Here is a 22,119-nt window from a genome sequence, read left to right as displayed (position 1 = left end):
TGGATGCGTCGGGCCCACCGTAGGGAGCGTCACCTGGTGAGCTACCCCACAGGTCCGGGCGTTGCGGGGCGCCGTTCCTGGTCACACACTCGCCATCGGCACATCACCTGCGTGACACACCGGTTGCAGCAGCGCGTGCCGGCACCACCGCACGACCGCACCACCCCGCACGAACCGACGGTCTCCAACGGGGGAGACCGCGCCGAGTCCGGTACCCGCGAGGGACTGGAACGAGAGGTGCTCCATGCCTGCTGCCCGCAGGACCGTCCGCACTGCCGGCCTCCCCGCCGCGTCCGCCGCGCCCGCCCGCCTCCGCGTGGGCGTCGTCGGCGCCGGCCGGGTCGGTGCCGTCCTCGGCGCCGCGCTCGCCGCCGCCGGACACGACGTCGTCGCCGCCGCGGGGCTGTCCGCCGCCTCCGCCGAGCGCGCCGCCCGGCTGCTGCCCGGCGTGCCGCTGCTGCCCACCGACGAGGTGGTCGCCGCCGCCGACCTGGTCGTCCTCGCCGTCCCCGACGACACCCTCCCCGGGCTGGTCGCGGGCCTGGCCGAGACCGGTGTCTGGCGGGCCGGCCAGCTCACCTTCCACACGTCCGGGGCGCACGGCCTCGCCGTCCTCGAACCCGCCGAGCGGGCCGGGGTGCTGGCGCTGGCGCTGCACCCGGCCATGACCTTCACCGGCGCCCCCGAGGACGCCGACCGGCTGGTCGGCGCCCCGTTCGGCGTCACCAGCCGGCCCGAGCACCGCCCGGTGGCCGAGATGCTGGTGCTGGAGATGGGCGGCGAGCCGTTCTTCGTCGCCGAGGCCGACCGGCGGCTGTACCACGCCGCGCTGGTCACCGGCGCCAACCACCTGGTCACCCTGGTCGCCGAGGCCGCCGACCTGCTCCGCGCCGCCGGCGTCGGCGAGCCGGGGCGCGTGCTCGCCCCGCTGCTGACCGCCGCCCTCGACAACGGCCTGCGCCGCGGCGACCGCGGCCTGACCGGCCCGGTCAGCAGGGGGGACGTCGGCACCGTGCGCGACCACCTCACGACGCTGTCGGAGCGGGCGCCGCAGTCCGTCGGTGCCTACGTCGCCATGGCGCAGCGCACCACCGAGCGGGCGCTGGCCGCCGGCCGGCTCAAGCGGCACGAGGGCGCGCCGCTGCTGGACCTGCTGGCCGACGCCCGCCACGGCGACCCGGCCGGCTCGCGGTGACCGCGCTGACCACGCCGGCGGTCGCCGAGACCACCGCCGACCTCGCCGCCCTGCGCACCCGGCTGCCCGGCCCGGTGGCGCTGGTGCCGACCATGGGAGCGCTGCACGAGGGGCACCGCACGCTGGTCCGGGCCGCCCGCGAGCGGGCCGGCAGCGTCGTCGTGTCGGTGTTCGTCAACCCCACCCAGTTCGGCCCCGGCGAGGACTTCGACCGCTATCCCCGCACCTGGGACGCCGACCTCGCCGCCCTCGCCGAGGAGGGCGCCGACGCGGTGTTCCACCCGCCGGTCGGGGAGGTCTACCCGCCCGGCGCGGTGGGCGTCACCGTCGACCCCGGCCCGCTGGGCGGCGTGCTCGAGGGCGCGGTGCGCCCCGGCCACTTCGCCGGCGTGCTCACCGTCGTCGCCAAGCTGTTCGGGCTGGTCCGTCCCGACCTCGCCCTCTTCGGCGAGAAGGACTACCAGCAGCTGACCCTCATCCGGGCCATGGCCCGCGAGCTGGCGCTGCCGGTGCAGGTGGTCGGCGTCCCGACCGTCCGGGAGGACGACGGGCTGGCCCTGTCCTCGCGCAACCGCTACCTGTCCGCGGAGCAGCGCGCCACCGCCGCCGCGCTGTCCCGCGCGCTGCGCGCCGGGGCCGACGCCGGCCCGCTCGGGTCCGCGGCGGTGCTCGCCGCCGCCCGCGAGGTCCTCGCGACCGCGCCGGACCTGGTGCCCGACTACCTCGAGCTCACCGACCCCGACCTCGGCCCCGCACCCGCCGCCGGGCCCGCCCGCCTGCTGGTCGCCGCCCGCGCCGGCAGCACCCGACTCCTCGACAACGTCCCCGTCACCCTGGGAGCTCCCCGATGATGCGCACGATGCTCAAGTCCAAGATCCACCGGGCGACGGTCACCCAGGCCGACCTGCACTACGTCGGGTCGGTGACCATCGACGAGGACCTCCTCGACGCCGCGGACCTGCTGCCCGGCGAGCAGGTGGCGATCGTCGACATCACCAACGGCGCCCGGCTGGAGACCTACGTGATCCCGGGCGAGCGGGGCACCGGTGTGATCGGGATCAACGGGGCCGCCGCGCACCTGGTGCACCCCGGCGACATGGTGATCATGATCAGCTACGGCGTGATGGACGAGACCGAGGCCAAGAGCTACATCCCGAAGGTCGTGCACGTCGACGCGCACAACCGCGTCGTCGAGCTGGGCGGCGACCCGTCGGCGCCGGTCCCCGGCGCGACCGACCAGGAGCGCAGCCCCCTGGGCGTGCCGGTCCGGTGACTCAGCTGGCGGCCGAGCGGGTCACCGGCCTGCCCCTGCGGCTGGCCGCCCCGGAGCCCGGGTGGGAGCTCGCCGCCGACGTCTGCGTCGTCGGCTCGGGCGTCGCCGGGCTGTGCGTGGCGCTGCACGCCCGCGCCGCGGGGCTGTCGGTCGCCGTCGTCACCAAGGTGCGCGTCGACGCCGGGTCCACCCGGTGGGCGCAGGGCGGCATCGCCGCCGTCCTCGACCCGGCCGACAGCCCGGCCGCGCACGCCCGCGACACCGAGGTGGCCGGGGTCGGGCTCTGCGAGCCCGACGCCGTCGCCGCCCTGGTGACCGAGGGGCCCGGGCGGCTGCGCCAGCTGATCGGCTGGGGCGCCGCGTTCGACCGCGATCCGGACGGCGCGCTGCTGCTCACCCGCGAGGGCGGGCACTCCGCCGACCGGATCGTGCACGCCGGCGGCGACGCCACCGGCTTCGAGGTGCAGCGCGCGCTGCACGAGGCGGTGCTCTCCGACCCCGGTATCACGCTGGTGGAGCACGCGATGGTGCTCGACCTGCCCACCGACGCCGCCGGCCGGGCCGCCGGCGTCACGCTGCACGTGCTCGGCGAGGGCACCGCGGACGGCGTCGGCGCGGTCCGCGCCCGCGCCGTGGTGCTCGCCACCGGCGGCATGGGGCAGGTCTACGCGGCCACGACCAACCCGCCGGTCTCCACCGGGGACGGCGTCGCGCTCGGCCTGCGCGCCGGAGCCGTCGCCACGGACCTCGAGTTCGTCCAGTTCCACCCCACCTCCCTCTACCTGGGCTCGGGTGCCCGCGGGCAGCAGCCGCTGGTCAGCGAGGCGCTGCGCGGCGAGGGGGCGCTGCTGCGCGACGGCGCCGGCGAGCGGTTCATGGTCGGGGTGCACCCGCTGGCCGAGCTGGCCCCGCGCGACGTCGTCGCCAAGGCGATCACGCGCGTGCAGCTGCGCGACGGCGTCGACCACGTCTGGCTCGACGCCCGCGAGGTGCCCGGGCTGGCCGGCCGCTTCCCGACGATCGTCGCCCGGTGCCGCGAGGCCGGGATCGACCCCGTCACCGAGCTGGTGCCGGTGACCCCAGCGGCGCACTACGCCTCGGGCGGGCTGGTCACCGACCTCGCCGGCCGCACCACCGTGCCCGGCCTCTACGCCTGCGGCGAGGTGGCCTGCACCGGCGTGCACGGGGCGAACCGGCTGGCGTCGAACTCGCTGCTGGAGGGGCTGGTGTTCGCCGCGCGCATCGGCGAGGAGCTGGCCCGCGGCCTCCCGCCGGCGGCGCAGCCGGTGCCCGCCCGGCCGGCGCTGTCGGGCTTGCTCGACCCCGGCGGCCGCCGGGAGGTCACCGAGACGATGTCCGGGCGGGTCGCCGCCCTGCGCTCCGGCGCCGGGCTGGCCGAGGCCACCGAGCGGCTGGGCCGGCTGGCCGCCGCGCTCGGGGAGGGCCCGGGCGCCGTCCCCGGCGTGGCGAGCTGGGAGGCCACCGACCTGCTCACCGTGGCCAGCGCGCTGACCGCGGCCGCGGCCGCCCGCGAGGAGACCCGCGGCTGCCACTGGCGCGAGGACCACCCCGACACGTCCGACGACTGGCGCGTGCACCTCGACGTCCGGCTGGACGGGGCAGGCAGGCTGCAGCTGACCCGGCGTCCGGTCGGAACGCTCCTGGAGGTTCGTTGGTGACGAGGGATCCCCGCTCGCTGGAGGGCACCGGGCTGGCCGAGGCCTGGGTCGACGAGCTCGTCGAGCGCACCCTCGCCGAGGACCTCACCGGCGGCGCGGTGCTGCCCAGCGCACCCGACCTGGCGGTCACCTACGACGTCACGAGCGCGGCCACGGTGCCGGCCGGGCAGCTGGGCACCGCCGACCTCGTCGCCCGGGCCGACGGCGTCGTCGCCGGCCTGCCGGTCGCCGCGCGGGTGTTCACCCGGCTGGCGCCGGGCGCCGCGCTGACCCCCGGGGCGGCCGACGGCGACCGCGTCACCCGCGGGGACGTGCTGCTCACCGTCCGCGGTCCGGTGCGGGCGCTGCTGGCCGCCGAGCGCAGCGCGCTCAACATCGCCAGCCGGGCCAGCGGCATCGCCACCGCGACCCGCGCCTGGGTGGACGCCGTCGCCGGCACCGGCGCCACGGTGCTCGACACCCGCAAGACCACGCCGGGCCTGCGGCCGCTGGAGAAGTACGCCGTCCGCTGCGGGGGCGGGTCCAACAAGCGCATGGGCCTGTACGACGTCGCCATGGTCAAGGACAACCACGTGGCGGCGGCCGGCTCCGTGGCCGCCGCGGTGGCCGCCGTCCGCGAGCGGGCGCCGCGGGTGCCGATCCAGGTGGAGGCCGACACTCCCGCCCAGGCCGTCGAGGCCGTCGAGGCCGGCGCGGACTTCCTGCTGCTGGACAACATGACCCCGGCGCAGCTGCGCGAGGTGGTCGAGCGCGTGGGCGACCGGGTGGAGCTGGAGGCGACCGGCGGGCTGACCCTCGCGGTGGCCCGGGAGGTGGCCGGGACCGGCGTGCACCACCTGTCGGTGGGGGCGCTGACGCACTCCTCGCCGATCCTCGACCTCGCCCTCGACCTGCGGGCCGGCTGACGCCGTGCTGCTGACCGTCGACGTCGGCAACAGCCAGACCGTGCTCGCCACCTTCGACGGCGACCGCCGGGTCGGCTGCTGGCGGGTCACCACGCACCCGCGGGCCACCGCCGACGAGCTCCGGATGCTGTGGCGCGGGCTGCTGCGCGACACCGAGGTCACCGGGGTGTCGGCCTGCTCGACGGTGCCCGCGCTGCTGCCGGCGCTGCGCCAGCTGCTGGACTCCCTCGACGTACCGGTGGTGCTGATCGGGCCCGGCGTGCGCACCGGCGTCCCGCTGCACGTCGACAACCCCCGCGAGGTCGGCGCCGACCGCGTGGTGACCGCACTGGCGGCGCACGAGCTGTTCGGCCGGGCGCCCGGCGGGGCGAACCGGCCGGTCGTGGTCGTCGACTTCGGCACCTCCACCAACGTCGACGCCGTCGGGCCGGACGGGCAGTTCCTCGGCGGGGCGCTGGCCCCCGGCGTCGAGGTGAGCCTGGAGGCGCTGGCCACCCGCGCCGCCCAGCTGCGCTCGGTGGAGCTCACCGTGCCGGTGCACGCGATCGGCAAGAACACCGTGGCCGCGCTGCAGTCGGGACTGGTGCTGGGCTTCGCCGGGCTGGTGGACGGGCTGGTCGGCCGGATCGCCGCCGAGCTGGTCGAGTCCTTCGGCGCGGCGCCGGTCGTCGTCGCCACCGGCGGGCTGGCCCCGCTGGTGGCCGACAGCTGCCGCACCATCTCCGAGCGGGAGCCCGACCTCACCGTCCACGGCCTGCGGCTGGCCTTCGACCGCCAGCAGTCCGGGGTCCGCCACCCACCGGGACGGCGTCCGACCTCCCCGTAGGCTGGCCTGCCGTGAGCGAGGTTCCTGCCGGTCCGGCCGACGACGTCGACGAACTCCCCGAGCAGATGCGGGTCCGGCGGGCCAAGCTCGACCGGCTGCGCGAGTCCGGGGTCGACCCCTACCCGGTGTCGGTCGCGCGGACGACGACGCTGGCCGCGGTCCGGGCCGCCCACCCCGACCTCCCGCCGGACACCATGACCGGCGAGCAGGTCGGCGTCACCGGCCGGGTGATCTTCAGCCGCAACACCGGCAAGCTGTGCTTCGCCACCCTCCGCGAGGGCGACGCCGAGCTGCAGGTCATGCTCTCCCGCGACCGCGTCGGCGAGGAGGCCCTCGCCGCCTGGAAGGCCGACGTCGACCTCGGCGACCACGTGCTGGTCACCGGCGAGGTCGGGACGTCGCGGCGCGGGGAGCTGTCGGTGTTCGCCGACTCCTGGCAGCTGGCGGCCAAGGCGCTGCGGCCGCTGCCGGTGGCGCACAAGCCGATGAGCGAGGAGCTGCGGGTCCGCCGGCGCTACGTCGACCTCATCGTGCGCGACGAGGCCCGCCGCACGGTGCGCCAGCGGGCGACGGTCATGGCGACGCTGCGCGCCGGCCTGGGCGCCCGCGGCTTCCTCGAGGTCGAGACGCCGATGCTGCAGACGGTGCACGGCGGCGCGGCGGCCCGTCCGTTCCGCACCCACATGAACGCCTTCGACCTCGACCTGTACCTGCGGATCGCGCCGGAGCTGTTCCTCAAGCGCTGCATCGTCGGCGGGCTGGACCGGGTCTTCGAGATCAACCGGAACTTCCGCAACGAGGGGGCCGACAGCTCGCACTCGCCGGAGTTCGCGATGCTCGAGTGCTACGCCGCCTACGCCGACTACCAGGTGATGGCCACCCTCACCCGCGAGCTGATCCAGGAGTGCTGCGCGGCGCTGTTCGGCGGCCACGTGGCCCGCCACCACGACGGCACCGAGGTCGACCTGTCCGGCGAGTGGCCGCAGGTGCCGCTCTACCGGCTGGTCTCCGACGCCGTGGGGGAGGAAGTCACCCCCGAGACGCCGGTCGAGCGGCTGCGGGAGATCGCCGAGCGGCACGACGTCGGCGTCGACCCCGCCTGGGTGCCCGGCAAGATCGTCGAGGAGGTGTTCGAGGCGCTGGTGCAGCACACCCTGCAGGCACCCACCTTCGTCATCGACTACCCGGTCGACACCTCGCCGCTGACCCGCGCGCACCGCACCACGCCGGGCCTGGCGGAGAAGTGGGATCTGTACATCGGCGGCATCGAGCGCGGCACCGCCTACTCGGAGCTGGTCGACCCCGTCGTCCAGCGCGAGCGGTTCACCGCCCAGGCGGTGCTCGCCGCCGCCGGCGACCCGGAGGCGATGGCACTCGACGAGGACTTCCTCGAGGCGCTCGAATACGGGATGCCGCCCACCGGCGGGATGGGCATGGGGATGGACCGGTTGATGATGACCCTCACCGGACTCGGTATCCGCGAGACCATCCTCTTCCCATTGGTGCGGCCGCTCTCTTCCTGAACCAATCGTATCCTGAACCTGAATTCCTCACCCGGTCCGGTAGGACTCGCCGAATGGCGCGCCGAAATGGATGGCGATGTGGTGGAATGGATGCGTCGCCCTCGGTGACATTCGCATCCGTCCAACGGGGGCCGGAATACAGGAGTGGGGAACAAGGAATGGCGCGCAAGGTCCAGGTCATCCTCAGCGACGACCTCGACGAGAACCTCACGGCCGATGAGACCGTGAGTTTCTCGCTCGACGGCACCAACTACGAGATCGACCTGAGCGAGAAGAACGCCACGGAGATGCGTGACGCCTTCTCCCGGTACGTCCAGGCCGCCCGCAAGGTGAGCCGGGGCGGTGGCCGGGCCTCCGGCGGCGGGCGTTCCCGGGCCACCGGTGGCGGGGGCCGCATGGACCGCGAGCAGGCCGGCGCGATCCGCGAGTGGGCCCGCAAGAACGGTCACGCCGTCAGCGACCGCGGCCGCATCCCGGCCAGCGTCGTGGAGGCCTACGAAGCCGCCCACTGAAAGAGGACCCCTTCGCCCCCCACCCCACGCTCCGCGCGGGGCGGCATCCTGCGAGGGGGCCGTTCCAGCACCGTGCGACGGCCCGGTCCTCCCTCGCGGGAGGGCCGGGCCGTCGTCGTCTCCGGGGGACGCGCCCGTCCGCTGTGGGCGTAACCCGGGCGGAACACCTCACGGGCACCATCGGTTGGACTGCACAGCCGCCCTCCGCCCCGGCCGTGTGCCGACGGGGAGGCGGAGTCCGCGACTACAGTGGAAAGACCGGTGCCCCGCGCGCCGACGGACGTCGGGTGCTCCTCCCCAGCCACCGGGGAGGGCAGCGCCGGACCAGCCGGTCAGAGGAGAAGCAGCAGATGTTCGAACGGTTCACCGACCGAGCCCGCCGGGTGGTCGTCCTGGCCCAGGAAGAGGCCCGGATGCTCAACCACAACTACATCGGCACCGAGCACATCCTCCTGGGTCTGATCCACGAGGGTGAGGGTGTCGCGGCCAAGGCGCTCGAGTCCCTCGGCATCTCGCTGGAGGGCGTCCGCCAGCAGGTGGAGGAGATCATCGGTCAGGGCCAGCAGGCCCCGTCCGGGCACATCCCCTTCACGCCGCGCGCCAAGAAGGTGCTGGAGCTGTCCCTGCGCGAGGCGCTGCAGCTCGGCCACAACTACATCGGCACCGAGCACATCCTGCTCGGCCTGATCCGCGAGGGCGAGGGCGTCGCCGCCCAGGTCCTCGTCAAGCTCGGCGCCGACCTCAACCGCGTCCGCCAGCAGGTCATCCAGCTGCTCTCCGGCTACCAGGGCAAGGAGCCGGCCGCGGCCGGCGGCCCGGCCGAGGGCACGCCGTCGACCTCGCTGGTGCTCGACCAGTTCGGCCGGAACCTCACCCAGGCCGCGCGCGACTCCAAGCTCGACCCGGTGATCGGGCGGGCCAAGGAGATCGAGCGGGTCATGCAGGTGCTCTCCCGCCGCACGAAGAACAACCCCGTCCTCATCGGCGAGCCCGGCGTCGGCAAGACCGCCGTCGTCGAGGGCCTGGCCCAGGCGATCGTCAAGGGCGAGGTCCCCGAGACGCTGAAGGACAAGCAGCTCTACACCCTCGACCTCGGCGCGCTCGTCGCCGGTTCCCGCTACCGCGGTGACTTCGAGGAGCGGCTGAAGAAGGTCCTCAAGGAGATCCGCACCCGCGGCGACATCATCCTGTTCATCGACGAGATCCACACCCTCGTCGGGGCCGGTGCCGCGGAGGGCGCGATCGACGCCGCCAGCATCCTCAAGCCGATGCTGGCCCGCGGTGAGCTGCAGACCATCGGCGCCACCACGCTCGACGAGTACCGCAAGCACCTGGAGAAGGACGCCGCGCTCGAGCGCCGCTTCCAGCCCATCCAGGTCGGCGAGCCGACGCTGCAGCACACCATCGAGATCCTCAAGGGTCTGCGCGACCGCTACGAGGCGCACCACCGGATCAGCATCACCGACGGCGCGCTGGTCGCCGCCGCGACGCTGGCCGACCGGTACATCTCCGACCGCTTCCTGCCGGACAAGGCGATCGACCTGATCGACGAGGCCGGCGCCCGGATGCGGATCAAGCGGATGACCGCCCCGCCGGACCTGCGCGAGTTCGACGACCGGATCGCGGCCATCCGCCGCGAGAAGGAGTCGGCGATCGACGCCCAGGACTTCGAGAAGGCCGCGTCGCTGCGCGACAAGGAGAAGAACCTCCTGGCCGAGAAGTCCGAGCGCGAGAAGGCGTGGAAGGCCGGCGACATGGACGTCGTCGCCGAGGTCGACGACGAGCAGATCGCCGAGGTCCTCGCCAACTGGACCGGCATCCCGGTGTTCAAGCTGACCGAGGAGGAGACCTCCCGGCTGCTGCGCATGGAGGACGAGCTCCACAAGCGCATCATCGGCCAGGAAGAGGCCATCAAGAGCGTCAGCCAGGCGATCCGGCGCACCCGCGCGGGCCTCAAGGACCCGCGTCGCCCCGGTGGCTCGTTCATCTTCGCCGGCCCCTCGGGTGTCGGTAAGACCGAGCTGGCCAAGGCGCTGGCCAACTTCCTCTTCGGTGAGGACGACGCGCTCATCCAGATCGACATGGGTGAGTTCCACGACCGCTTCACCGTGTCCCGTCTCGTCGGTGCCCCTCCCGGCTACGTCGGTTACGACGAGGGTGGCCAGCTGACCGAGAAGGTGCGGCGCAAGCCGTTCTCGGTGGTCCTCTTCGACGAGATCGAGAAGGCGCACGCGGACGTGTTCAACACGCTGCTGCAGGTGCTGGAGGACGGCCGGCTCACCGATGGTCAGGGCCGGATCGTGGACTTCAAGAACACGATCCTGATCCTCACGACCAACCTCGGTACGCGGGACATCTCCAAGGCCGTGGGTCTCGGTTTCCAGGCCGGGAACGACGACCAGTCGAACTACGACCGGATGAAGCTCAAGGTCAACGAGGAGCTCAAGCAGCACTTCCGGCCGGAGTTCCTCAACCGCATCGACGACATCGTCGTGTTCCACCAGCTGACCGAGAACGAGATCATCGAGATCGTCGACCTCATGGTCGCCCGCGTCGAGAGCCAGCTGGCGAACAAGGACATGGCGCTGGAGATCACGCCCGCGGCCAAGCGGCTGCTGGCCGCCCGTGGCTTCGACCCCGTCCTGGGTGCCCGGCCGCTGCGCCGGACCATTCAGCGCGAGATCGAGGACGCGCTGTCGGAGAAGATCCTCTACGGCGAGCTGACCGCCGGTCAGATCATCGTGGTGGACGTCGACGACGCCGAGGGCCCGGCGCAGAAGTTCACCTTCCGCGGCGAGGCCAAGCCGATCGCGCTGCCGGACACCCCGCCGGTCGCCCTCTCGGGCGCCGACGGCGAGGACGGCGAGGGCCCGTCCCTCAAGAAGGCCGAGTAACGGCAGGCACCAGCACGACGACAGGGGCCGTCTCCCGCGAGGGAGGCGGCCCCTTCGCCGTCCCCGCCCCCGCGCTGTCCGTGCGCCGCTGCACATGATCAGGGTTCCTGAACGTGCGGGGTCCTCCCCGGCCGTGCGCCGTCCGGGAGGACCCCGGAGGATCAGGGACCCTGATCGTGCCCGCCGCCGCCGGGCAGCGTGAACCGGCCGTCGGCGGTCTGCTCCACCAGCCCGTCGGCGAGCAGCGAGTCCAGGCACCGGGAGCGCTGGACGGCGTCGTCCCAGGCGTCGTCCAGGGCGCCGGCCGGCACCGCCTCGTCGGCGGCCCGCAGCACGTCGAGCAGCCGGCCGCGCACCTGCCGGTCGGTGCCGGCGAAGCGCTGCACCCGCCGTGGCGGGCCCTCCGCGGCCGGGCAGCCGGCGCGCCGCCACGCACACGCCTCGCGGACCGGGCAGGCGGCGCAGCGCGGGGTGCGGGCCACGCACACCAGCGCACCCAGTTCCATCGCCGCCACCGAGAACCGCACCGCCCGGTCGTGGTCGGCCGGTGCCAGCGCCGCGATGTCGGCCAGGTCCGCGGCCCGGGCGTTCCCGGCCTCGGCGCGACCGTGCACCAGCCGGGCCACCACCCGGCGGACGTTGGTGTCGACGACCGGCTGAGCGCTGCCGTGGCCGAAGCAGGCCACCGCCCTGGCCGTGTAGGTGCCGATGCCCGGGAGGGCCTCCAGGGCCGCCACGTCGGCCGGGACGGCTCCTCCGTGCCGTTCGGTGAGTGCCACCGCGGTCTCGCGCAGGCGCAGAGCCCGGCGGGGGTAACCGAGCTTGCCCCACGCCCGGATGACGTCGGCCGGCGAGGCGGCGGCGAGGTCGGCCGGTGTCGGCCAGCGGGCCATCCACTCCCGCCAGACCGGCTCTACCCGGGCTACGGGCGTCTGCTGCAGCATCACCTCGCTGACCAGCACCGCCCACGGGTCCACGCCGGGCCGGCGCCAGGGCAGGTCGCGGGCCGCGGTGGCGTACCAGTCGACGATCGCGTCGCCGAGGGCGCGCGGATCGGCCGGCTGGGGCGGGGCGACCGGGCTGCTCACGGGGGACCAGTGTGCGCCTGCCCCGTCCCGGCGTGCCGGGGGAGTCCGGACGGAACGGCCCACTAGCGTCTCGACCGTGCTGCACCCGGTCGGGCCCCTGCCCGCCGCCGTCTACTGGCGGCGGCGGCTGCTGGTGTTGACGCTGCTCGTCGCCGTGCTCGGCGGGGGTGGCTGGCTGACGTTCTCCCTGGTCACCGGCGGCAACGGCGGCTCTGCTGCCGCAGCCGAGCCCACGTCGTCGTCCGCCGGCGCGGCCGGGACACCCGCGCTGGAGCGGGTCGTGCCCTCCCTGGCCAGCGTGCAGACGCCGACCCCGCCGCCGACGACCCCGCCGGCGCCCGCCCCCGTCGTGGAGACGCCCGCCCCCGCTCCGGGGCCGGTGCCCGGCGGCCCCTGCACCGACGACATGCTGCGCGTCGAGGTGCGGACCCCCGGCAGCGGCCCGGCCGGCAGCAAGCCGACCTTCGAGCTCGCGGTCGCCAACGTCTCCGCGGTGCCGTGCGTGCGGGCGCTGGACAAGCAGCTGCAGGAGCTGGTGCTCCTCGACGGCGCGGGCAACCGCATCTGGGGGAGCAACGACTGCTACCCGGAGGTCAGCGCCGACCTGCGCACCCTGGCACCGGGGGAGGTGGTGGCCTTCCCGGTGGTGTGGGCCGGCCTGACCAGCGAGCCGTCCTGCTCCGCCGCCCGGACGACCGTGGGCCCGGGCCAGTACGTGCTGCGCGGCCGACTCGACACCGCCACCAGCGGGGACGCGCCCTACGCGGTCGTCTGAGGCCGCGGGCGCAGCTCAGCTGTAGCGGTCGAGGATCGAGGTCTCGGCCAGCCGGGACAGCCCCTCGCGGATGCCCCGCGCCCGGGCCTCGCCGACGCCCTCGACGGCGAGGAGGTCCTCGATGGTGGCGGCGAGCAGCTTCTGCAGGCCCCCGAAGTGGTCGACCAGCCGGTCGATGATGCCGGCGGGCAGCCGCGGCACGCGGGCCAGCAGCCGGTAGCCGCGGGGGCTCACGGGGGAGTCGAGTGCGTCGGCCGAGGTGGGCAGGCCGTAGCAGCGGGCCACGGCGGAGAGGTCGAGCAGCTCGGTGGCCGACAGCGCCCGCAGGTCGGTGAGGACCTGCTCGATGCTGCGCGGCCGGCGGCCCCCGGAGGGCAGGTAGTCGCGGACCAGCAGCCCGCGATCCTCCTCGACGCCGGCGAGCATCTCGTCCAGCTGGAGAGCCAGCAGCCGGCCGTCGGTGCCGAGCTCGACGACGAAGCCCTCGATCTCGTCGGCGATCCGGCGCACCATCTCCAGCCGCTGGCTGACGCTCATCGCGTCGCGCACGGTCACGAGGTCCTCGATCTCCAGCGCCGACAGGGTGCTGGCCACCTCGTCGAGGCGGAGCTTGTAGCGCTCGAGGGCAGCGAGGGCCTGGTTGGCGCGGGCGAGGATCGTCGTCGGGTGCTCGAGCGTGTAGCGACGGCCGGCCACGTACACGCTGATGATGTGCATCGACTGGCTGACCGAGATCACCGGGAAGCCGGTCTGGATCGCCACCCGCTCGGCGGTGCGGTGCCGGGTGCCGGACTCCTCGGTGGGGACCGTCGGGTCGGGCATGAGGTGCACGCCGGCGCGCACGATGCGTGACCCGTCGTAGGAGACGATCACCGCGCCGTCCATTTTGGCCAGCTCCCGCAGCCGGGTGGCCGACAGCGCGACGTCGAGGGCGAACCCGCCGGTGCAGATGGACTCCACCACGCGGTCGTAGCCCAGCACGATCAGCGCACCGGTGCGACCGGCCAGGATGCGCTCCAGACCGTCGCGCAGCGCGGTCCCCGGTGCGATGCGGCCGAGGAGTTCGCGCAGGGCGGCCTCGGAGTCCACAGCGGCGGGCACGAGCGCTCCTGACGGTCGACGAGGTGCGGGGGCTGAGTCTACGTGCCCCTCGGACGCGGGGGTGGGGCTCGGCCCGCCCCGCTCCGTGGCGGCGGTCACCTGGGGCGTCAGGCCAGCCGGGCGAAAGCGGCACCGAGGTCGGGTACCTCGAGCAGGCGCATGCCCTTGGGGGCGGGGCCGGCGTCCTCGGGGACGAGGGCGACGGTGTAGCCCTGGCGGGCCGCCTCGGCCAGCCGCCGGCTGGTGCCGCCCACCCGGCGGATCTCGCCGGACAGGCCCACCTCGCCGATGGCGACCAGGCCCTGGGGGAGGGGGACGTCCTTCTGGGCCGAGGCGATGGACAGCGCGAGCGCCAGGTCGGCGGCCGGTTCGACGATCTTGACCCCACCGACCGAGGCGGCGAAGACGTCGGCGTCGGCCAGCCGGATGCCACCCCGCCGCTCGACCACCGCGTTGACCATCGCCACGCGCTGCGGGTCCAGCCCGCTGACCGCCCGCCGCGGCGACCCGCCGCCGGCCGGGGCGACCAGCGCCTGCACCTCGGCCAGCAGCGGACGGCTGCCCTCCATCGTCACGGTGACGCAGCTGCCGGGCACCGGGGCCGAACGCCGGGAGACGAACAGGTGCGACGGGTCGGGCACTCCGACGACCCCGCTGTCGCCGATCTCGAAGCAGCCGATCTCGTCGGCCGGGCCGAACCGGTTCTTGGTGGCGCGCACCAGGCGCAGCGTGGAGTGCCGCTCGCCGTCGAAGGAGATGACGACGTCGACCAGGTGCTCCAGGGTGCGGGGGCCGGCGATGGCGCCGTCCTTGGTGACGTGCCCGACCAGGATGGTGGTCATCCCGCGGGTCTTGGCCACGCCGGTCAGCGCGCCGGCGACCGCCCGGATCTGCGACGAGCCGCCGTCGGTGCCGTCGACGGCGGGGGAGCGGACGGTCTGGACGCTGTCGAGCACCAGCAGGGTCGGGTTCACCTGCTCCACGTGCGCGAGGACGGCGGAGAGCTCGGTCTCCGCGGCGAGGTAGAGGTCGTCGTGCAGGGCGCCGATGCGCTCGGCGCGCAGCCGGACCTGGCCGGCCGACTCCTCGCCGGAGACCACCAGGGTGGGGCCGTTGTTCTCGGCCACGCGGTGCGCGACCTCGAGCAGCAAGGTGGACTTGCCCACCCCGGGCTCGCCGGCGACCAGCAGCACCGCCCCGGGCACCAGCCCGCCGCCGAGGACACGGTCGAACTCGGCGATCCCCGTGGGGACGGCGCGAGCGCTGGAGAGCTCGACCTGGGCGATGGGGCGAGCCGGTGCGGTGACCGGGCCCGCGGCGACCGCCCGCAGACCACCGGCGGGGACGCCGGCCTCCTGCAGGGTGCCCCAGGCCTGGCACTCGGGGCAGCGCCCTACCCACTTGGCCGAGGCGTAGCCGCACTCGGTGCACCGGTGGGCGGGACGGGACTTCACTCCGGAGGGCGGCACGCCCCGACGCTAACCGCGGGGGGTGACAGTTCCGGGGAGGCCGGGACTACTCGGCCTCGGTGCCCGGCTCGTCGCCCTGCTCCGCGCCCTCTTCCTCGTGGAAGTCGAAGCCCTCCCCGCGCTCGAGCGCCTCGTTCGGGCCGGCGACGAGCACCTGGATCTCGACCTCGCCCGCCCGCTGGAACTGGAGGGTGAGCGTGAGGGTCTGGCCGACGGTGAGCCGCTCGTCGCCGAGGTCGAGGTCGGCGAGGAAGACGCGGACCAGGTCGTCGTCGTCGGCGACGACCTCGCCGTCCCAGCCGACCCGCGGGCCGATGAAGGTGGCGTCACCCGCGGGGACGGGGACCGACAGGCGGGTGGTCGGCGTCGGGGCGGCGGTCGCCGGCGCGGCCGGCGGGACCGGGGTGGTGCCGGCGCCGGTGCCCGTGCCGGTCTCGTCCTCGCCGGCCTCACCGGCCTCGCTGCCGGGGGTGCTGCCGGGCGCGCCGGTGGCCGGCGCCTCGGTGCCGGGCGCTGCCGGGGTGGTGGGCGCGGTGGTCGTCGGCGTGGCCGGCGCGGGCTGGGGCGCCTCGTCGAGGAAGACGCCGTCGAAGACCTCGCCGGTGATGCCGACGAGGGTGTCGTCCTCGCGGCCGCCGTTGACGATCGTCAGCAGCAGCTCCGGGTCGTCGCCGTCGGCGTAGAAGGTGGACTCGTCGACGCCCTCGGTGGCCGGGTCGTCCTCCTTCGCCTCCTCGCCGGGGTAGGCGAGCAGGACCTGCCGCAGGGTGAGGTCGCCGACCTCGTAGGAGGGACCGACCTTGTCGCGGTCCTGGGAGGCCGTCTGGGTGACCTGCCCGGCGCTGCAGGCGGTCAGCGCGACCGGGCAGGCGATCAGGATCCCCATCGTGGCGGCGCGCAGCGCGCGGTTCACAGCCGTCGACCTCCAGCAGGCACAGGTGCTCGGCCACCGCTCGTTCGATGGCCCCGAGTCGGCCCGAGCGTAACGGTCGACCCCCGACGTCCGCCGGGAGGGAAGCCGAACGTCCCGGCCGCGTCGGCGCGGCCGTCACCACTGCTCCCGGTCGGACCCGTACGGGTGACCGCGCTCCAGAGCGGGACGGACCCGGCCGATGGGAACCGTGGCACCTCCGGGTGCCGCCCACCGCCCGTCCGTCGCACCCCGGGAGTTCCCGTGTCGCTGTCCGTCCTCCTCGCCAAGCTGGCCTCCGCCGGCCTCGCCACCAAGGCGGCTGCCGGGACGGGGGTGGTGCTCGTCGGGCTCACCGTTGGGGCCACCGCCGAGGCCCTCCCGGACCCGGTGCAGGCCGCTGTGGAGACGGTGGCCGACAGCGTGCTGCCGACCTCGGACACCGGGGAGGAGGCGCCGGCCGACCCGGAGGTGACCGAGCACGACGTGGCGGACCCTGAGGTGGCCGAGCCGGAGGTCACGGTGCCCGAGGTGACCGAGGTGACCGAGCCGGAGGTGACCGAGCCCGAGGTGGCCGAGCCGGAGGTCACGGAGCCGGAGGTGACCGAGCCCGAGGTCCCTGCGGCTCCCGCCCCCGATCCCGCCGAGCACTTGGGTGGCTGGGTCAGCGACCAGGCGCACGCCGAGGACGGCGTTCCCGGTGTCGACGGCCAGGTCATCAGCTCGACCGCGCGCGAGGTGCACGGGCCCGACCGGCCCGCCGCGCCGGCACCGTCCAGCAACGGCAACAACGGCAACGGCAACGGCAACGGCAACGGCAACGGCAACGGCAACGGCAACGGCAACGGCAACGGCAACGGAAACGGCAACGGCCGCTGACCGGCGTCACGTCACCCCGGCGCCCCCGGCGAGCAGCAGCACGACGTCCAGGACGGTCAGCAGCATGACCGCCGGGAACGCCAGCCGCCGGAAGCGCTTGGTGCCCGACAGGGCGGCCACGACGACGGCCGGCACCGCCAGGCCCAGCCCGGTCCAGCCGGCGACGGTGGGCGGGCCGTCCGGCCCGAGGACGAGCACCAGCGAGGCGCCGAACAGCAGCACCGCCCCGGTGACGGCGGAGGCGCGGGCGCCGATCCGGTGGGGCAGACCGCGCACGCCCGTGGCGAGGTCCTCCTCGATGTCCGGGGCGACGTTGGCCAGGTGCGCCGCGGCGCCGAGCGCCCCGCCGGCAGCGACCAGCCACCACGGCGCGGCCGGGGTGCCGGGGGCGGCGGCGACGACGCCGGCGGGCAGGAGGCCGAACCCGGTCACGTAGGGGACGACGGAGGCCGCCGTCCGCTTCAGCCCGGCGTTGTAGGCCCAGCCGCTGGCCACCAGGACCAGCAGCAGGATCCCCGGCGCCGGCCCGAGCAGGAGCGAGAGGACCACCGCCAGGACCGCCGACCCGAGGGCCGCGACGCGCAGGACCGAGGGCCGGACGGCGCCCTGGACGACGGGCTTGTCGGCCCGCGCGACCGCCCTGTCCCGGTCGGCGTCGAGCCAGTCGTTGCTCCAGCCGATGGACGCCTGACCTGCGAGGACGGCCAGGAACACCAGCACCACGCGTCCCGCTGGCACCCCGGCGGCGACGGCCAGGAGGGTGGCCACGGTGGTGACCGCGACGGCCGGTCCGGGGTGGGTCGCGGCGACCATCGCGCGCACCGACGAGGCCCTACCGGGGGGCTCGGCACGCACATCGACCACGTCTCTGTCAACCCCTCCCAGGTATCTCACCAGGCCGCTGACCTGCATGTTCCTGTCCGCGGGCAGCCCCGGAGGGCAGTCTGCCGTGGTAGGCTGGGGACAGCGAAAGGGGTCACACACACATGGGCTTCACTGTCGGCGAGACCGTTGTCTACCCGCACCACGGTGCCGCGCTCATCGAGGCGATCGAGACGCGGGTCATCAAGGGTGAAGAGAAGGCCTACCTCGTGCTGAAGGTCGCCCAGGGCGACCTGACCGTACGCGTGCCGGCCGACAACGCGGAGATCGTCGGCGTCCGTGACGTCGTCGGTCAGGACGGGCTCAACCGGGTGTTCGAGGTCCTGCGGGCCCCGCACACCGAGGAGCCGACGAACTGGTCCCGCCGGTACAAGGCGAACCTCGAGAAGCTCGCCTCCGGCGACGTGAACAAGGTCGCCGAGGTCGTGCGTGACCTGTGGCGGCGCGACAAGGATCGCGGCCTGTCCGCCGGCGAGAAGCGCATGCTGTCCAAGGCCCGCCAGATCCTGGTCAGCGAGCTCGCGCTCGCCGAGGGCACCAACGAGGACAAGGCCGAGGTGCTCCTCGACGAGGTCCTCGCCAGCTGACGCTGGCGCCCTCCCCGTAACACCGCAGACCACTCCCGTGCTCGCTGTCGGCATCGTCGCAGCGGCCGGGAGTGGTCTGCGTCTGGGGGCCGATCGGCCGAAGGCGCTGGTCCCGCTCGGTGGCCGCCCGCTGGTGAGCTGGGCGGTCGACGGCCTGCTCGCCGGGGGCGTCACCGAGGTCGTCGTCGCCGTCCCGGCCGCCGCACGTGCCGAGTTCGAGGCCGCCGGCCTGCCGGACGCCGTCCGCCTGGTTGACGGCGGCGCCACCCGCACCGCCTCCGTGCGTGCCGCGCTGGCCGCGGCGCCGGACCACGCGGACGTCGTCCTGGTGCACGACGCCGCCCGCCCGCTGACCCCGCCCGACGTCGTCGCCCGGGTGCTGGCGGCGCTGGCCGGGGGTGCCCCCGCCGTCGTCCCCGTGCTGCCGGTCGTGGACACCACCGTCGTCGTCGACGACGACGGCCTGGTCGCCGACGCCGTGCCCCGGGCGCCGCTGCGCAGGGTGCAGACCCCGCAGGGCTTCGACCGCCGCACCCTGGTGGCCGGCTACGCCGCGCTGGCCGACGGCGTCGAGCTCACCGACGACGCCGCCGTGGTGCGCGCCGCGGGGGTGCCGGTGGCCACCGTGCCCGGCGACGAGCGCGCCGCCAAGGTGACCGTGCCGCACGACCTGGCGCTGGCCGAGCTGCAGCTGTCCGCGGTGCCCCGGTGACCGAGCTGCCGCGCGTCGGCCTCGGCGTCGACGTGCACCCGGTCGAGCCCGGCCGCGCCTGCTGGCTGGCCGGCCTGGAGTGGCCCGGCGCCGACGGCTGCGCCGGGCACTCCGACGGCGACGTCGCCGCGCACGCGCTCACCGACGCCGTCCTCTCCGCCGCCGGTCTCGGCGACATCGGCGGCCTGCTGGGCACCGACGACCCGCGCTGGGCCGGGGCCCGCGGGGCGGCGGTGCTCGAGCACGTCCGGTCGGTGCTGGCGGCGGCCGGCTGGCGGGTCGGCAACGCCGCGGTGCAGCTCGTCGCGCCCACTCCCAAGCTGGGCCCGCGCCGGGCCGAGGCCGAGGCCGTGCTGTCGGCTGCGCTGGGCGCGCCGGTCAGCGTCACCGCCACCACCACCGACGGGCTGGGGCTGGTCGGCCGGGGCGAGGGGCGGGCGGCGATCGCCACCGCGCTGGTGGTCCGGGCGGCGTCCGGCACGCCGTCCGTAGACTCCGCGCAGTGAGCCTCCGCCTCTTCGACACGGCCGCCCGTGCGGTCCGCGACTTCACGCCCCTGCGTGCTGGTGCGGCGTCGATGTACGTCTGCGGGCTCACGGTGCAGGGCCCGCCGCACGTCGGCCACGTCCGCGCCGCGCTGTCGTTCGACGTCCTCCGCCGCTGGCTGACCGCCTCCGGGCTCGAGGTCACCTACGTCCGGAACGTCACCGACATCGACGACAAGATCCTCACCAAGGCCGCCGAGCACGACGTGCCGTGGTGGGCGTGGGCCTACCGGTACGAGCTGGCGTGCACGCAGGCCTACGACGTCCTCGGGGTGCTGCCGCCGACCTACGAGCCGCGCGCCACCGGCCACGTGCCCGACATGGTCACGCTGATGCAGCGGCTGATCGACCGCGGCCACGCCTACCCGGTCGACGGCGACGTCTACTTCGACGTCCGCTCGTTCCCCGAGTACGGCGCCCTGACCGGCCAGAAGCTCGCCGACCTGCAGCCGGCGGCCGACACCGACAGCGACGAGCGCAAGCGCGACCCGCGCGACTTCGCCCTGTGGAAGGCGGCCAAGCCCGGCGAGCCGGAGACCGCCTCGTGGGAGACGCCCTGGGGCCGCGGCCGGCCCGGCTGGCACCTGGAGTGCTCGGCGATGGCCCGCCGCTACCTCGGTGCCGACTTCGACATCCACGGCGGCGGCCTGGACCTGCGCTTCCCGCACCACGAGAACGAGCAGGCGCAGTCCCGCGCCGCCGGTGACGGCTTCGCCCGGTACTGGCTGCACAACGGCTGGGTGACCCTCGGCGGCGAGAAGATGAGCAAGTCGATGGGCAACACCGCGCTGGTCTCCGAGGTGGTCCAGCGGGTGCGGCCGGTCGAGCTGCGCTACTACCTCGTCGCGCCGCACTACCGCTCGACGATCGAGTTCACCGACGCCGCGCTCGAGGAGGCGGGGTCGGCCTACCGGCGCCTGGAGTCGTTCGTGCGCCGGGCCGCCGAGCGGGTCGGCCCCGACGCCGGCGAGCCCGCCCTCGCGCCGGAGTTCCGTGCCGCGCTCGACGACGACCTGGGCACCCCGGCCGCGGTCGCCGCGGTGCACGAGGCCGTCCGCGCCGGCAACACCGCCCTGGCCGACGGGGACGACGCCGCCACCGCGGCCGCCCTCGGCTCGGTGCGGGCGATGCTCGGCGTGCTCGGCCTGGACCCGCTCGACCCCCGCTGGGCCGGCGCGGGCGGCGACGACCGCCTGGCCGAGGTCACCGACGGGCTGGTGAAGCTGGCCCTGGAGCAGCGGCAGGCCGCCCGCGCCCGCAAGGACTTCGCGGCAGCCGACGCGCTGCGCGACCAGCTCGCCACCCTGGGCGTGCAGGTCGAGGACACCCCCCAGGGACCCCGATGGGAGCTGAGCCGCTGATGGCCGGCAACAGCCAGCGACGGGGCCGCAGCAGCGGCGCCGGCAAGAAGGGCGCCACGGCCGGGACCGGCGGCAAGAACCGTCGCTCCCTGGCCGGGCGTGGGGCCACCCCGCCGGCCGAGATGCGCACCGGGCACCCCGCCCAGCGCCGCGCGCAGGCCGACGCCCGCCGCCGTGCGGAGCGCGACCGCAGCCGGCAGCGTGCCGAGGAGGCGCCGGAGCTGCTGCTGGGCCGCAACCCCGTCGTCGAGGCGCTGCGCGCGCAGATCCCGGCGACCTCGCTCTACGTCGTCGTCGGCGACCAGACCCGCGGCGGCACCGACGAGCGGATCGCCGAGGCGGTGCAGCTGGCCGCCGACCGCGGGCTGCCGCTGCTCGAGGTGGGCAAGGCCGAGTTCGACCGGATGTCGGGCGGGGCGCTGCACCAGGGCATCGGGCTGCAGGTCCCGCCCTACGACTACGCCCACCCCGACGACCTGCTCGACCTGGCGCGGAACTCCGGCCGGCCGCCGCTCATCGTGGCGATGGACGGCGTGACCGACCCCCGCAACCTCGGTGCGGTCGTGCGCTCGGCGGCCGCCTTCGACGCGCACGGCGTCGTCGTGCCGCAGCGCCGCTCGGTCGGCATGACCGCCTCGGCCTGGCGCACCAGCGCCGGCGCCGCGGCCCGCCTCAGGGTGGCCCGCGCGGTCAACCTGGCCCGGGCGCTGGGCTCCTACCAGGACGCCGGGCTGCAGACGGTCGGCCTGGCCGGTGACGGCGACGTCGACCTGCACGAGTACGACGGCTTCGCCGACCCGGTCGCGCTGGTGGTGGGCGCCGAGGGCGCGGGGCTGTCGCGGCTGGTGCGCGAGCGCTGCGACGTCGTCGTCCGCATCCCGATCGACCGGGACACCGAGTCGCTCAACGTGAGCGTCGCCGCCGGGATCGCGCTGTACGCCGCGGCGCAGGCCCGCCGCTGAACCGGAGTGCCAGGGGCGCGTTTTCCGCGCCGTGGCACTCC

Annotated in this window: 21 protein-coding genes; 16 read left to right on the top strand and 5 right to left on the bottom strand. The window is 75.1% G+C overall.

Annotation, left to right across the window (positions count from 1 at the left end; all coding sequences use genetic code 11):
- The first annotated feature begins 244 nt into the window (after window positions 1-244).
- The 9 genes from ACI79R_RS09215 to ACI79R_RS09175 all read left to right on the top strand — a co-directional run bounded on the left by ACI79R_RS09215 (window position 245) and on the right by ACI79R_RS09175 (window position 10,807).
- Window positions 245-1,195, top strand: a complete 951-nt coding sequence (locus ACI79R_RS09215; protein WP_456573299.1) for a Rossmann-like and DUF2520 domain-containing protein — start codon at window positions 245-247, stop codon at window positions 1,193-1,195.
- Window positions 1,192-2,046, top strand: a complete 855-nt coding sequence (gene panC / locus ACI79R_RS09210) for a pantoate--beta-alanine ligase (RefSeq protein ID WP_456573298.1) — start codon at window positions 1,192-1,194, stop codon at window positions 2,044-2,046. The genes ACI79R_RS09215 and panC overlap by 4 nt, the downstream gene beginning before the upstream one ends.
- Entirely contained in the window at window positions 2,043-2,468 is a 426-nt protein-coding gene (gene panD, locus ACI79R_RS09205) for an aspartate 1-decarboxylase (protein ID WP_456573297.1), read from the top strand. The genes panC and panD overlap by 4 nt, the downstream gene beginning before the upstream one ends.
- A complete protein-coding gene (locus tag ACI79R_RS09200) occupies window positions 2,465-4,147 on the top strand; it encodes an L-aspartate oxidase (RefSeq protein WP_456573296.1) in 1,683 nt (560 codons plus the stop codon). Before panD ends, ACI79R_RS09200 begins: the two co-directional genes overlap by 4 nt.
- Window positions 4,144-5,052: a carboxylating nicotinate-nucleotide diphosphorylase gene (gene nadC, locus ACI79R_RS09195; RefSeq protein ID WP_456573295.1), complete on the top strand. Its 909-nt coding sequence runs from the start codon at window positions 4,144-4,146 to the stop codon at window positions 5,050-5,052. Before ACI79R_RS09200 ends, nadC begins: the two co-directional genes overlap by 4 nt.
- A 4-nt stretch (window positions 5,053-5,056) precedes the next feature.
- Entirely contained in the window at window positions 5,057-5,878 is an 822-nt protein-coding gene (locus tag ACI79R_RS09190; protein WP_456573294.1) for a type III pantothenate kinase, read from the top strand.
- Between the two features lie 11 nt (window positions 5,879-5,889).
- Window positions 5,890-7,401, top strand: a complete 1,512-nt coding sequence (lysS, locus tag ACI79R_RS09185; RefSeq protein ID WP_456573293.1) for a lysine--tRNA ligase — start codon at window positions 5,890-5,892, stop codon at window positions 7,399-7,401.
- A gap of 158 nt (window positions 7,402-7,559) precedes the next feature.
- Window positions 7,560-7,913 (top strand): histone-like nucleoid-structuring protein Lsr2, encoded by a 354-nt coding sequence (locus tag ACI79R_RS09180; protein ID WP_456573292.1) that lies wholly within the window; start codon window positions 7,560-7,562, stop codon window positions 7,911-7,913.
- Between the two features lie 350 nt (window positions 7,914-8,263).
- On the top strand, window positions 8,264-10,807 hold the full coding sequence (locus tag ACI79R_RS09175) for an ATP-dependent Clp protease ATP-binding subunit (RefSeq protein ID WP_456573291.1): 2,544 nt from the start codon (window positions 8,264-8,266) through the stop codon (window positions 10,805-10,807).
- Between the two features lie 161 nt (window positions 10,808-10,968).
- Here the strand turns inward: ACI79R_RS09175 and ACI79R_RS09170 are convergent, their stop codons facing one another.
- On the bottom strand, window positions 10,969-11,895 hold the full coding sequence (locus ACI79R_RS09170) for an A/G-specific adenine glycosylase (RefSeq protein ID WP_456573290.1): 927 nt from the start codon (window positions 11,893-11,895) through the stop codon (window positions 10,969-10,971).
- Between the two features lie 76 nt (window positions 11,896-11,971).
- Between ACI79R_RS09170 and ACI79R_RS09165 the strand changes: the two genes are divergently transcribed.
- Entirely contained in the window at window positions 11,972-12,670 is a 699-nt protein-coding gene (locus ACI79R_RS09165; RefSeq protein ID WP_456573289.1) for a MucR family transcriptional regulator, read from the top strand.
- A gap of 15 nt (window positions 12,671-12,685) precedes the next feature.
- Here ACI79R_RS09165 and disA read toward each other — a convergent pair whose 3' ends face one another.
- From disA to ACI79R_RS09150, 3 genes are all read right to left on the bottom strand, one after another.
- Complete coding sequence (gene disA, locus ACI79R_RS09160; RefSeq protein ID WP_456573288.1) at window positions 12,686-13,771, bottom strand: DNA integrity scanning diadenylate cyclase DisA; 1,086 nt, start codon at window positions 13,769-13,771, stop codon at window positions 12,686-12,688.
- A gap of 107 nt (window positions 13,772-13,878) precedes the next feature.
- Window positions 13,879-15,240, bottom strand: a complete 1,362-nt coding sequence (gene radA, locus ACI79R_RS09155) for a DNA repair protein RadA (protein WP_456573287.1) — start codon at window positions 15,238-15,240, stop codon at window positions 13,879-13,881.
- Between the two features lie 46 nt (window positions 15,241-15,286).
- Window positions 15,287-16,153 (bottom strand): hypothetical protein, encoded by an 867-nt coding sequence (locus ACI79R_RS09150; protein WP_456573286.1) that lies wholly within the window; start codon window positions 16,151-16,153, stop codon window positions 15,287-15,289.
- Window positions 16,154-16,414: 261 nt separating this feature from the next.
- Between ACI79R_RS09150 and ACI79R_RS09145 the strand changes: the two genes are divergently transcribed.
- The gene (locus ACI79R_RS09145; RefSeq protein ID WP_456573285.1) at window positions 16,415-17,029 is read left to right on the top strand and encodes a hypothetical protein; all 615 of its coding nucleotides are present in this window, start codon (window positions 16,415-16,417) and stop codon (window positions 17,027-17,029) included.
- A gap of 6 nt (window positions 17,030-17,035) precedes the next feature.
- Here the strand turns inward: ACI79R_RS09145 and ACI79R_RS09140 are convergent, their stop codons facing one another.
- Window positions 17,036-17,842, bottom strand: a complete 807-nt coding sequence (locus tag ACI79R_RS09140) for a UbiA family prenyltransferase (protein WP_456573407.1) — start codon at window positions 17,840-17,842, stop codon at window positions 17,036-17,038.
- Window positions 17,843-18,015: 173 nt separating this feature from the next.
- Between ACI79R_RS09140 and ACI79R_RS09135 the strand changes: the two genes are divergently transcribed.
- From ACI79R_RS09135 to rlmB, 5 genes are read left to right on the top strand one after another with little or no spacing between them, the layout of a single operon-like run.
- Complete coding sequence (locus ACI79R_RS09135) at window positions 18,016-18,498, top strand: CarD family transcriptional regulator (protein WP_073418385.1); 483 nt, start codon at window positions 18,016-18,018, stop codon at window positions 18,496-18,498.
- Between the two features lie 37 nt (window positions 18,499-18,535).
- Window positions 18,536-19,210 carry a 2-C-methyl-D-erythritol 4-phosphate cytidylyltransferase gene (gene ispD, locus ACI79R_RS09130; RefSeq protein WP_456573284.1) on the top strand — a complete coding sequence of 225 codons (675 nt, stop codon included), beginning with the start codon at window positions 18,536-18,538 and terminating at the stop codon, window positions 19,208-19,210.
- Window positions 19,207-19,716, top strand: coding sequence for a 2-C-methyl-D-erythritol 2,4-cyclodiphosphate synthase (ispF, locus tag ACI79R_RS09125; RefSeq protein WP_456573283.1), 510 nt, complete (start codon window positions 19,207-19,209; stop codon window positions 19,714-19,716). The genes ispD and ispF overlap by 4 nt, the downstream gene beginning before the upstream one ends.
- Window positions 19,713-21,116, top strand: a complete 1,404-nt coding sequence (cysS, locus tag ACI79R_RS09120) for a cysteine--tRNA ligase (protein WP_456573282.1) — start codon at window positions 19,713-19,715, stop codon at window positions 21,114-21,116. The genes ispF and cysS overlap by 4 nt, the downstream gene beginning before the upstream one ends.
- Window positions 21,098-22,078: a 23S rRNA (guanosine(2251)-2'-O)-methyltransferase RlmB gene (gene rlmB / locus ACI79R_RS09115; protein WP_456573281.1), complete on the top strand. Its 981-nt coding sequence runs from the start codon at window positions 21,098-21,100 to the stop codon at window positions 22,076-22,078. The genes cysS and rlmB overlap by 19 nt, the downstream gene beginning before the upstream one ends.
- Window positions 22,079-22,119: the final 41 nt, after the last annotated feature.

It is taken from the genome of Blastococcus sp. SYSU D00820 (genome assembly GCF_054050695.1).
This window is presented reverse-complemented; position numbering and strand designations above follow the sequence as displayed.